Consider the following 12,780-nt stretch of genomic DNA (forward strand, 5'->3'; position numbering starts at 1 on the left):
TTAGTTGTTAGTTGTTAGTTGTTAGTTGTTAGTTGTTAGTTGTTAGTTGTTAGTTTTTAGTTTTTAGTTGATAGTTGTTAGTTGCGATTGATCAATTATTTATTGGTAAGTAGTAACTGTTCCCCGTTCCCCCCAACCCTATTCCCTCTTTACTAGTAACTGTTAACTGTTAACTGCTCACTGATTTTTACCGTCTTTGAAACCAAAGTAGGGCTGCTGCTGCAAAAGCAAGTATGGGTAAAACGAATACAGAAGATAGTGCAACAAGATTTGCTTGTGCTTGGGAAAGTTTGATACGACGATTTTTAGCTTCTTTGGGACGAATTGAAAGTGGTTGCGAATCTTGTTTGCTCAACCAGGTAACTGAGTTAAGAAATACGTCTCCATTTAATTGCTGATTAAAGAAACCGTCTGTAATAAAGTCTGAATCTCCGAATACTACCATTCTTGATTCGGTTGGTGTGGGAGTTGGTGTTGGAGTTGGAGTTGGTGTGGGAGTTGGTGTTGGTGTGGGAGTTGGTGTTGGTGTTAGTGTTGGTGTTGGTGTTGGTGTTGGTGTTGGTGTTGGTGTTGGTTGTGCTGTGATTTTCCTTGTTAAAGCAACACCTAAAGTAAGAGGGCCTGGAATATCTTCCTTTTCGTTGTATTCTAATTGTTCGCTTTCCCAATCGCTTTCTCCCCAACTTGCGGGTAGTGGTGGAGTTCGTAATAAAGGTGTACTTTCAATATCATTAACGGTAATTGTTTGAACCGGCCGCGCTAACTTATATATAGATATATCATTTTTAAATTCTTTAGTTATGGGATGTTCCCCGTAATCCGTCACAACTGAGATACCGGGGGGTTGTTGTTGAGCGCTTTGGGAAGCATTAATTGCCAAACGATTATCTAAACCGACTCCCCATTCTTGCAATAAAACATCTAATTTCGGGTCAACTCCAGGGTCAACCATTACTAATAAATTACCACCACCATTGACATAATTTTGCAAAGCTTGAATTTCACCTGCTAATAATTCCCTTTGGGGGCCTGCAAGAATCACGGCATTTGCATCCGAGGGAATTTTAGCTGTTTGAGTTAAATTCAAAGGTTCGGCAATATAATTTTGGTCGGCTAAAGCTTGAACCGCTTGAGAGACGTTATCTTGCCCTTGCTGCAATTGACGTTCGCCGTGCCCTTGGAGAAAATAAATTTTAGATGTAGTAGGATTATAAATTTGCGCCAAACGATTAGTTAATCTTGATTCGGAAAGACGCTCTTGGGCATTCACAACCTGTACTAACTGTTGATTTTTTCCAGATTCTAAATAAACTTCACCATAATTTTTGACCTTAAATCTCTCTGCTAAATCCAGTCTAAGGTTAGGATCTACATATTCAAATTTAAAATTCTTACTAAGTCTTGCATAATTTTCCAGTAATTCTTCATCTACAGGATTTTTATTCGCATCAAACACAAAAACTTTCGCAGGCTGTTCTAAATTTTCTACTACTTCCTTGGATTGAGGAGCAAGAGTAAACAAATTAGTTTCTGTTAAATCGGTGCGGACATTATAACGAGTACCTAAAAAATTAATTAATCCCAAAATTGCCACTACAGCCAAAGTTGCAATCAATGCATTAGTACCAACTTGAGTAGAGCGACGACTCCACCATTTCGTAGAATAGCTTTGCCATATTAACCAAATTACAGCAATAGCTAATCCCAAAATTATCAACACCAGCGGAATAGTTCCCCATTCCTGCGAAATTAAACCCACCGTTAAACCCGCAGTTATCAGAAACGGTGCAAACCAAATCAAATACTTCATCAGTTATCAATAAAAGGTTAAAGGTCAAAGGTTAAAGGTTAAAGGTTAATCAACTCCTAGTTCCTAGCAACTAACAACTAACAACCAACTACTAACAATTAATTCCTTTGAAAGCGAAATGCATCAATCGATTGTGCTGTGAGAAAAATACCTAAAAGAATGTAGCTGAAGAATAATATTAAACTACTAGTTTCAAATATTCCTTGGATCATGTTGTTGTAATGTTGTAACAAGGATAAATGCGCTAAAATTGCTCCAATTGAACCGCCAATAAATTTAGCTACTAAATCTATAAATAACAACATTAAAATTACTGCAAAAGTTAATACGGCAGATAATATTGTGCTGTTAGTTAAAGATGAAATAAACATTCCCAAGGATAAAATCGATGCTGCTAGCAAGATTAATCCTAAATGACCCAGCAACGGAATAGTTAATGCGGCTGCTGGTTCTGATGCGCTCAAAACTACCGCTTCTAATACCATCAACGGTAAAATTAATGTTATAAAAAACGTTAATACGCCTAATAATTTTCCTACAGCTACTGCCCAATTAGTAATAGGAGATGTAGCTAAAAGTTCTAAAGTTCCCCGCTTGCGTTCTTCTGCATAAAGCCCCATCGAAAGAATGGGCAATATAAACAATAAAAGCCATCCCATCCTATCTAAAAATGCTTTGACAAATTCGTAGGGAACATCTATAGCGGGTACTGGCACTCCAAACTGTTGTGACTGCGACTCGATTCTCCCTACTGCTGCCAAAATTCCATCGGGGCCAAGCAAAATTAAGACAAAAAATAATCCAGCTAAAAACCAAAAAATACCGGCGATCGCGTAAGCTAGTGGCGATACAAAATAAGTTTGTAATTCTCGACGATAAATGGCAATTATATTACCCAGTACTATACCCATTTACGCAGCATCTCCAATTACTTCTTCTTCTGTCTGGGTTTCCAAAGTTTTTTCTTCCCTGGTTAACTGTAAAAATACGTCTTCTAATGTAGCGTTAATTCGCCTCATTTCGTGTAAACCAAATCCTGCTTGCAGCAAAGAGTAGGCGATCGCGTTTCCCGGTTCGGTTCCCGGCTGCGATACTACCCGCATTCTGACGCGGTTTTGCTCAAGTTGATTCCCTTCACGCGCTAACATCGGAATTGATTCTACCAGATTGACACCGGGTAAATTCTGTAGCATTTGTTTTGCTAAAGCAGCTTCTCCTTCAACCTCTAATTCATAACCGGAACCGCTAGTTAATTCGCTCATCAAATTATCTAAGGTATTCGTTGCGACAATTTTACCGCTATTAATAATTGCAACGCGGTTACAAGTCATGCTGACTTCTGGCAAAATGTGCGTAGAAATAATAATTGTATGGCTACCAGCGAGGCTTTTAATTAAATTACGTACATCTATAATTTGTCGGGGATCTAACCCCACCGTGGGTTCATCAAGAATAATTGCCGGTGGTTCGTGGACAATTGCTTGAGCAATACCAACTCTTTGACGGTATCCTTTAGAAAGTTTGCGGATTAATACATGACGCTTATCTGTTAAATTACAGCGCTCCATAGCTGCTGCTACCTTACTCTTTCTATCTCCAGCGCTAATTCCCTTGATACGTGCGACAAAAAATAAAAAACCTTGCACCGACATTTCCGGATACAAAGGCGGATTTTCCGGTAAATAGCCGATTTTCTGCCTTACCGCCAAAGAATCCTCATGAACATCTAAACCAGCAATCCGAGCCGTACCGCTAGTAGCAGGAAGATAACCAGTTAAAATCCTCATGGTAGTAGTTTTACCAGCACCGTTAGGCCCCAAAAATCCGATAATCTCCCCTTCTTCAACATTAAAAGTTACATCCTCGATCGCCGAGGTAGAACCGTATACTTTATTCAGATGTTCGACTTCAATCATAAAAATGTTACCTATAAAATCACAGATTTATCTTAATACTATTGGGGATGGGTAATGGGTAATGGGTAATTGCTAATAGGGCATGGGGCATGGGGAGAATTTGAAGGTTCGCTGGCTAACCAGGGAGCAAGATGCGAACACTAGATAAGGGACTTGCAAAGAAATAAAATACCAGATACTCCTATCCCGCTCTAATATTACCGAAAAATTGTAGGTTGAGGAACGTTCACCGCAGGTGTGCCTGAGCCGCAGCAAAGCTGAACGGCACAACCCAACACGCTACGTTATAGTTAATCTTCCACCGGGAAGGGAGTAAATATCAAGGTAGTACAATACTGTCTAATTCATCAAATTCAGTATTCGTGTTACTATTAGTGTGATAATCACAGCTATTTTTTGAATAAATGTATCTAAAATCACTTGTAATAATATTTTGATCGGTGTTGAATTAGTCTATAAGCCAGTAAATAAAATTACAGACTAATATTCGCATTCTATGTAGTTACAGGTGTCTCAATTTAAAATGAACGATAAGATAGTTGCTTGGTTTCACTATTGAGCAGACTTTTGCGAATTTTCTATTGCTGCGAAAATTGTGTGATTGAGGTCATTTTTGCTAGTTCTTGCTTTCAGTAATTATTCAATGCTTACCTAAAAACCCTTTTCCATAATAAAGCAATTCTTTGACAAGGATTTTAGCTTCTACCTTTACTTGGTTTAATTAATTATTTTTTCTCATTTAAAAGTATCTAAAAGAGTCAGAAGTATGAAATTTATTGAATTTTTCGACCGTATTTATGTCATAAACTTACCAAGTCGAAAAGACCGTCGTCGAGAGATAGAAAGGGAATTGAAAAATGCAGGTATGCCTTTCACTTCAGGTAAGGTTGAATTATTCCCAGCAATTAAACCTGAGAATTCTGAACCATTTTATTCTATTGGCTGCAAAGGATGTTTTCTTAGCCATTTAAATGTTTTAAAGCAAGCAAAAATGCAAGGTCTAAAAAATGTCTTGATAGTGGAAGACGACTTGGAAATAGCAGAATACTTTCAGCAATACGAGGATGTTATTCTAGCGGAACTGATACAAACAAACTGGGATATAGTTCATTTTGGATACTGTGATAGTCCTGAAAAAGATGTGAGTTTACCTATCTTTCAATCATTCTCTGGAGAGATTATCGGCACTCAGTTTTACGCTGTCCATGAGAAGGTTTACGATCAATTAATCAACTTTTTTGAAGTTCTTCTCCAGCGACCTGCTGGACATCCCGATGGTGGTCCAATGTCTCCAGATGGAGTTTTTAATGTCTTCAAATGGCAATATCCAGATATTACTAGATTGATTGCAGTTCCAAGCTTTGGAGGACAGCGAAGTTCGCGAAGTGATGTTTCTCCATCATGGTTTGATCAATTACCAATATTAAAGACTTTTGTAGAATCATTACGGAAATTGGGAATCATAACAAAAATCAAGAATTTTTTAAACTCGCAAGAATACAGTTAAAATCAAGCAAAGGGCGTTGATTGAAAGATGATACTCGACAATAAATAACCGTTTTTCCGATCCGTGGTCTAGGTTTTTCTCCCAAAGCAGTTCTCAAATCATCATCAGTATAAAACAATTAGTTAGATGGCGTTCTTTCCGCTGCTATTCCACCGCTGCAAGGTTTTCAGCGGGAACTCCCACTATTTGTGCGAACTCGCTCCGGCTTCCGGCTTATAATTCATAAAAACTGTCTTGCTTGTTGGTCTGACTTGACTATTCTTGTACAGCCTTGTCTACATAACCGCTAGCTAGGTAAAGCTCTCTCAGTGCTGTTTACTATTTATTAACAGCGTATACTCAGAGAGCTTTTTGACTCAATTACCGACTTTTCAAACACCCTCTAAGCAAATATGGATTGGTGGATTTATGCATAGCATTGTTCAACCTTACTAGCTGTTTTTTTTACTGAAAAAGCAGAAAATCTGAGTATAAAGAACTATTTAATAAATAGAGAGATAGATACATATACATAAAAAATAGAGTATAAGATATTTAAATATTTGTATTCCCAATGCCCAATGCCCAATGCCCAATTCCCTATGCCCTATGCCCTATGCCCAATTTTTTTTTATAAGCAATGGTAAATTCAACAGACGCTACCACAGTTTATGTCAACCCAGTCACTGGCAGCGATACTAATAATGGTTCAAGGTTGTCTCCTTTTAAAACTCTTACTCATACGTTAAATGCAATTCGTCCACCTGCAATCTTTCAATTGGCTAATGGAGTTTATCATGCTGCCAATGGCGAAGTTTTCCCATTAATTGTTCCCGGTGGTGTCTGGATGGTGGGCAATGAAGCCACCAAAGGACTAGGTATTGTAATTGAAGGAAGCGGTGATTATCAAACTAAAAATTTTGGCTTGCAAAATATTACGTTAATTCTTGCCTCGGATGCTCAATTAATGGGTGTTACCGTTACCAATCCAGTTAATAAGGGAACTGGTATTTGGATTGAATCAACTTCCCCTACTATCGCTAACAATACTTTTATTAAATGCCGTCGGGAAGGAATATTTATTAGCGGTAATGCTAAACCGGCTATTTTAGATAATGTTTTTATTCAAAATGCTTCAGCTGGGCTGGTAATGGCACGCAATGCCAAAGGGGAGATATTGCGAAATGTCATGCAAAAAAATCCTATTGGTATTGCCATTAGCGATTTTGCGGCTCCTTTGGTAGCTAATAATCAACTGTCGGAAAATCGCACTGCAATAGCTTTATCTAGAGAAGCAAATCCCATACTTAGATACAATTTAATTGCCGATAATTCTTCTGGTGGTTTGCTGCTTAACGGTAATGCTTTTCCCGATTTGGGTAGCTCTCAAGATCCAGCTGGTAATATCTTTCGCGATAATCATGAATACGATATCCAAAATGCGACTTCAATAAAAATAGTTTCGGCAGGTAATTTATTAAATCCAACTTTGGTAAAAGGATTAATAGACTTTGTTGCCACTACTGTAGATAATCCCCGCGAGCTAGCTGTTAATAGCAGTTTTCCCGATTTAAACGGACATTGGGCAGCACCTTTTATCGAAGCAATATATGAAAAAGGATTAATTAGCGGATTTCCCGACGGTAGATTTGCACCAGAAGCAACCATTACCCGCGCTCAGTATGCAGCAATAGTTTCCAAGACTTTTCAACTACCTTTAAAAAATAAAACCAGAATATTTACCGATATTAGTTCCAAATTTTGGGCGGCTCCCGCGATTTATCAAGGTGCTGGCATGGGCTTTATCACCGGCTTTCCCGATGGTTCGTTTCGTCCCAATCAAAATTTAACTAAAGTTCAAGCCATAGTCTCAATTGTTAGCGGCTTAAAACTCAAGGGTGGAAATCCGAACATTTTGGCAATGTATGACGATCGCGCTCAAATTCCCAGCTACGCAACTAACGCAATGGCGATCGCTACCCAAAAATTATTAGTGGTAAACTACCCGCAAAGGTCACATTTGCAGCCTTTACAAGAAACTACCCGCGCTGAAGTAGTAGCCTTAATTTATCAAGCTTTGGTAGCCCTGGGCAAACAAAAAGCCATTGTTTCCCCCTACATCGTTAAACCAGATGGGGATATGATGCCTTCCTTCACCGATTTAACCGGACATTGGGCAGAATCATTCATCCGCAGTTTAGCTAGCCTAGATTTAACCAGTGGCTTCGCTGACGGCACATATAAACCCGATATACCCATGACTCGCGCTCAATACGCGGCCTTAATCGTTAAAGCTTTCAATCCCACACCAAAACATTTAGTTAATGACTTTTTCGATGTTTCTGTTAATTCCTGGAACTATAAACCGATCAAAGCAGCGGCACAAGCCGGTTTTGTGGGAGGATTTAGCGACGGAACCTTTCGTCCCCAGGAAAACGTACAGCGCTTGCAGGTAATTGTCTCCTTAGTCAACGGATTGGCATTAACAGCCGCTCACGGCTCTGCATTACAAAACTTTACAGACAGTCAAACCCTTGTCAAATATGCGCGTTCCGCTGTTGCAACTGCGACACAGCAGAGAATTGTGGTAAATTATCCAGACCCCAAGAAAATCGAACCAAAGCGGGAAGCAACCAGAGCTGAAGTAGCAGCAATGGTTTATCAAGCACTGGTAGCCATTAAACGCATCTCTCCTATTAACTCGCCATATATAATTTTTCCTGCTAACCATTGATTAGTAGAATATACTCATCTACAATTCGTTAATTCGTAATTTAGGTTTTAGCTATCAGCTATCAGGTTTTAGCTATCAGCTATCAGCTATCAGCGAGAGCAGGGTTTAATATTTCACCGAGGAGGGAAGGTGCAAGTCGTCTTGTTGGGGCGGCGTGTCGGCGGAAAGAATATGGGCATCCGTCGAACTGCCTTGTCAAATCCTCATCCAATTGCCAGCTAATAGCTAATAGCTCAAAACTGATAGCTTTAACCAGAGAAACACTACCAAAAACGATTTATACTACTTGGGAACAGTTCACCGTATCAAAAGGTACTTTACTTTTTTTAACGATGGTAGCAGAATATATGCCCATCACTTCCAGTTTCCCACCCATGTTCATTCAAACATCGAACGTGACTAACAACTTGGCAGTATCGCTGTTAACACACTATAGTTTTGACCTCGGTGGATATAATGCCAGCGAGTTAGTTAAACGTTGGGAAAATCAATATCCCTCAAATTGGGTACATTTGGCAATCATCGAGGCTTTATATCAAGGCCGTTATAAAGCAGTTTCGGCGCAGCAAATATTAACACTTTGGCTGAGAAGGAATCATCCTAGCTACCATTTCAACATGGAGTTTGAGCGCTTAATTTGCAACAAGCTACCAGAAGATTTGAGATGGAATAACAGCTTGCCACCGCTGCCACCAGCATTACCAAGCGTAGGTAACAGCAATCCGACGATCGAAGACGTAATGAGGAATTACGAATCCTCAACCTCATATCGTAGAAATATTCAAAGCGAGCAAGCCACAGAAAAGCCTGTAGAATCAGCGAGTGCTAGAGCCGAAGAAGATTGCATCGCTCGAAACCCATCAAAAATACTTCCCAGTTCAACTAGTATGGTTTTTGTGCCCAGAATGCAATCTGAGACATCCATCACCCGCAGCAACGGATCGAGAACTTTAACACAAACGAGATATATTGAGAAAAATTCCGAATTTGACAAATTCAAGGAATTAAAGCAATTAGAAGAATCACAACAAATAGAAAAACCTTTGGTTTCCGAAAAGATAGTTAAATTTCTCCCCCCAGAAAGAAATCATCCACCCATCGAGCAATTTACCCCGGAGAAGAGTGATTCTAGCGATACGTTTACCTCTAAGTTGAAAGGGGTGATGGGGTAGAGGGGGGAGATGGGGAGATGGGGAGATGGGGAGATGGGGAGAGGGGGAGATGGGGAGAACAATAGACATCTCCGGAAAAGAAAAAGACCCCTCTCCAAACCTCTCCCCCACTGGGGAGAGGCTTTAAACCCCCATTCCCTCATAGGGAAGGGGGGTAGGGGGGTTAGGTTTGTGTGTAATTTAAAACCATAGAAATGTTTTCCGGAGATGTCTAATAAATAATTATTCCCAATTCCCAATTCCCAATTCTTAACTGATTACTACTCAATTCTGGCTTTCAATCCGTTGTTTTTGAATATTTTTACTAAGTTGTTGGCTTTGTCGCGGTTGTCGAATATTCCTGCTTGCATTACTCTTTTACCGCCTCTGTTGGTGCGGAATGCGTCGGGTACGATGAATTTTACTAGTTCCTGCTGTCTGGGGGTAACTGCTTCTACTATCACGCGGTAAGAAGCTGTTTGAGTTTGAGTTGTGAATGCTTGCCTTTGGGGTGGATTTTGATTGGTTGCAGGTTTGTTGAAAATGGGTGCTGGTAAGTTTGTATTGCCTTCGGGTACGGCTAAAAGAGCCGATTTACCTGTTGGGGCTGGTTGTAATGTTGGTAATGAAGGTGTATTTGCTGGCAGTTGCGATAAGCCGGAGGCTTGACGCTCCGCGTATCGCGTTGGTGCTATGGGTTGAGTTGCTTGTGGTGCGACGAATTCAATTGTATCTGGCTCCACCTGTACGAAATTTAATTGTTGTTCTGTTTGTTGTTCTGTTTGGGGTGCTGGTGGTTTTGGGGCTACTCTGGGTTTGAGTAATGTTGGCGAGATTCTGGATAGTTGAGATATTTGGGTTTCTGCTGGTGCGGCCGTTGCTGTGACGTTTACAATTCCGGCAATGCGACTGTCGGTTAAAGTGTTGCCGTAAGCAGCAACTTCTTGTTTGGCAGCTTCGGCGTTGATATCGTAGCGCCCATTGGAATTAAATTGATTGCCGCCTGGATTTGATGAATTACCCAAATCTGGTATGGCTTGAGCTATTACTACTAATCCGTCTTCTTTATTGTCGGAAATAATATTATCTCGTAAAACAGGGCGAGAAGCAGCTTGCACTACAATCCCGGTTCTATTTTGTGAAATTTTGTTACTAATTATTTGAGGGGTTGCATTTTGGGCAATATTAATCCCAAAGCCGGTATCTTCAAAGGTATTTCCCTTGATTTCGGGTTGAGATGTTCCTGAAACTGTAATCCCATTGGCACCATTTTGATAAAAATAGTTGTTGTGGATTTTGGGCGCAGCTTTACCCGTTACTGCAATTCCATCTTGAGTCGAACCAGTAAAGGTGTTTTGTTCTAATACTGGCTGATTTAATTCAACCCACATACCGTAACCGCGAAGATTGGGATTAGTTACCGTTACACCAGCTAATTTAGAGTTACCAGTAGCAACAATGCTAATGTTTTTACTGCCGTAATAACGACTGAGATATTCACCACCCCCTTGGATGATAATCTCCCTGCCTCGATCGCTAATATCTCCTTGAATGGAAACGCCTTGTTTGAGAATTAAAGGAAATTGTTCTCCCGTTTCGGCGCTGTAGGTACCTGCTTCAAGTTTAATTACCGTATTATCCTTGGCCATTCGCAACGCTTGAGTAATCGTTTTTAACGGACTATTTTCGCTGCCATTTGTATTTTGGTCATTTCCGATACTTGGGTTGACAAACAGTACATTAACCTGAGAAATTGAGTTCTCACTGAGGATAAAATCCTCTGACATGGGCGATATCTGAGCAACAGCAATATTTGAGCCTGTGCTTGGTAAAGTCGTAGTAAGGCTGGTTAAACCTGCTGTAATCAATAGAACTGAATAGATAGAAGAAGTACGCATATGAGATTCGGGGTAGGAATATGATTTAAAAGCTTTAATAATCTGCTTGAGCAACAGAATATTATCCGTAATTAACCTGTGGAAAATTAGATTAATAGTACATTTTTTACATAGATTACATCCAAATTGTTGTTTTTATATCCTCGATAGAGAGAATATTAAAAATTTCAGTAGGATGATTGACTGAGAGATTTTAGATTCCAAAAGTAAGTATATTGTGATACATTTTTTGTATATTTGAATTTAAAAACTCAATCCAAAATCTGAAATTGCATTTTCGTCACGTTCGTAACACGTGTAACTACTTTTTTTAAAAAAAAGCAATTTAAGAAAAAAATCAACGATGAAAACAACATTAGCAAAATGAAGCAGGCTGACTGTTACGATGAAAGCAATGATGGAGTTGTTGTAATGGTCGAGCCATACAGCCAGAAAGAACAAGTACAGCAAGTGGTTTTACGAATATTAGATGCGAATTTAGACCGTAGTCGTGAAGGTTTGCGGATTATCGAGGAATGGTGTCGCTTTGGCTTAGATAATAGCGAATTTACTCGTGAATGCAAGCACTTACGGCAAGAGGTTGCTAAATGGCATACACCTGACTTAAGAGCGGCTCGGAACACACCAGGTGATACGGGTACGGAATTAAGCCATCCGCAAGAAGAACAACGTGAAAGCGTCAAATCCTTGTTGCAGGCTAACTTCTGTCGGGTAGAAGAAGCTCTACGGGTGCTGGAAGAATACGGAAAACTTTACAGTGTCGGAATGGGTAAAGCATTTAAGCAAATTCGCTATCGAGTTTATACGCTCGAAAGTAATTTGATGGGCTTTGCTCGATACCAACAACTTTTGCGATCGCGCTTGTATTTAGTCACCTCCCAAAGCGAACATTTACTGGAAACTGTAGAAGCAGCCCTCAAAGGTGGGTTAACGCTGGTACAGTATCGCGAAAAAACAGCCGATGATACTGTTCGTTTAGAACAAGCTAGGAAACTTTGCCAACTGTGTCACGATTATGATGCATTATTTTTGGTCAACGACCGTGTAGACTTAGCTTTAGCTGTAGATGCCGATGGCGTGCATTTAGGACAGCAGGATATGCCCATATCCATCGCTCGCGATTTACTCGGCCCTCATAGGCTGATAGGTCGTTCTACCACAAATAGTGACGAAATGCAAAGGGCAATTACCGAAGGTGCCGATTATGTTGGTGTTGGGCCAATATACGAAACTCCGACAAAAGAAAATAAGCCAGCAGTTGGTTTGCAATATGTGAGCTATGCGGCAAAAAATTGTCCCATACCCTGGTTTGCGATCGGTGGAATAGATCCCAATAATCTCAATGATGTAGTTGAAATTGGAGCAAGTCGGGTAGCGATAGTGCGAAGCATCATGCAGGCAGAACAACCAACCTTAGTAGCGCAATATTTTCTATCTCAACTACATCGTCCTCAAACAGTAACTAGTAAATCAAAGGTGTATGAACAGTCTTGAATTGCAAGTAAACGGAGAAACCCGTACTTGTGTTGAGGAAACTAATTTACCCAATTTGCTCGTGCAATTAGGTTATAATCCTCGCCTAGTTGCTGTCGAGTATAATGGCGAAATTTTGCATCGTCAATATTGGGAGAATACAAGAATACAGCCAAATGACCGTTTGGAAATAGTTACGATTGTCGGGGGAGGGTGAATCAGTTATCAATTATCAATTATCAGCTTGTAGGGTGTGTTACTAGTACAAGTCGGCGTAAATAAGGCAACCATTAAAAATAGCTGAAAAGCCTA

At 40.0% G+C, this 12,780-nt stretch carries 9 protein-coding genes; 5 read left to right on the plus strand and 4 right to left on the minus strand.

What is annotated here, in order from left to right:
- Positions 1–187 precede the first annotated feature (187 nt).
- The 3 genes from ACM03V_RS33890 to ACM03V_RS33900 form a co-directional block, all read right to left on the minus strand.
- Positions 188–1,810: a GldG family protein gene (locus tag ACM03V_RS33890; RefSeq protein WP_414625209.1), complete on the minus strand. Its 1,623-nt coding sequence runs from the start codon at positions 1,808–1,810 to the stop codon at positions 188–190.
- Between the two features lie 98 nt (positions 1,811–1,908).
- Positions 1,909–2,721 (minus strand): ABC transporter permease, encoded by an 813-nt coding sequence (locus ACM03V_RS33895; RefSeq protein ID WP_414625210.1) that lies wholly within the window; start codon positions 2,719–2,721, stop codon positions 1,909–1,911.
- The gene (locus ACM03V_RS33900; protein WP_414625211.1) at positions 2,722–3,726 is read right to left on the minus strand and encodes an ABC transporter ATP-binding protein; all 1,005 of its coding nucleotides are present in this window, start codon (positions 3,724–3,726) and stop codon (positions 2,722–2,724) included.
- Positions 3,727–4,492: 766 nt separating this feature from the next.
- Here ACM03V_RS33900 and ACM03V_RS33905 point away from each other — a divergent pair.
- The 3 genes from ACM03V_RS33905 to ACM03V_RS33915 all read left to right on the plus strand — a co-directional run bounded on the left by ACM03V_RS33905 (position 4,493) and on the right by ACM03V_RS33915 (position 9,118).
- Entirely contained in the window at positions 4,493–5,233 is a 741-nt protein-coding gene (locus ACM03V_RS33905; RefSeq protein WP_414625212.1) for a glycosyltransferase family 25 protein, read from the plus strand.
- 619 nt (positions 5,234–5,852) lie between these two features.
- Positions 5,853–7,946, plus strand: coding sequence for an S-layer homology domain-containing protein (locus ACM03V_RS33910; RefSeq protein WP_414625213.1), 2,094 nt, complete (start codon positions 5,853–5,855; stop codon positions 7,944–7,946).
- 347 nt (positions 7,947–8,293) lie between these two features.
- Entirely contained in the window at positions 8,294–9,118 is an 825-nt protein-coding gene (locus tag ACM03V_RS33915; RefSeq protein WP_414625214.1) for a hypothetical protein, read from the plus strand.
- Positions 9,119–9,378: 260 nt separating this feature from the next.
- Here the strand turns inward: ACM03V_RS33915 and ACM03V_RS33920 are convergent, their stop codons facing one another.
- Positions 9,379–10,995: a DUF1565 domain-containing protein gene (locus tag ACM03V_RS33920; protein ID WP_414625215.1), complete on the minus strand. Its 1,617-nt coding sequence runs from the start codon at positions 10,993–10,995 to the stop codon at positions 9,379–9,381.
- Between the two features lie 363 nt (positions 10,996–11,358).
- Between ACM03V_RS33920 and ACM03V_RS33925 the strand changes: the two genes are divergently transcribed.
- Both ACM03V_RS33925 and thiS read left to right on the plus strand, forming a co-directional pair.
- On the plus strand, positions 11,359–12,489 hold the full coding sequence (locus ACM03V_RS33925) for a thiamine phosphate synthase (protein ID WP_414625216.1): 1,131 nt from the start codon (positions 11,359–11,361) through the stop codon (positions 12,487–12,489).
- Positions 12,476–12,685 (plus strand): sulfur carrier protein ThiS, encoded by a 210-nt coding sequence (gene thiS, locus ACM03V_RS33930; protein ID WP_414625217.1) that lies wholly within the window; start codon positions 12,476–12,478, stop codon positions 12,683–12,685. Before ACM03V_RS33925 ends, thiS begins: the two co-directional genes overlap by 14 nt.
- Positions 12,686–12,780: the final 95 nt, after the last annotated feature.

Origin of the sequence: Calothrix sp. CCY 0018, from assembly GCF_963920925.1 — a bacterium.
Classification (GTDB): domain Bacteria; phylum Cyanobacteriota; class Cyanobacteriia; order Cyanobacteriales; family Nostocaceae; genus Rivularia.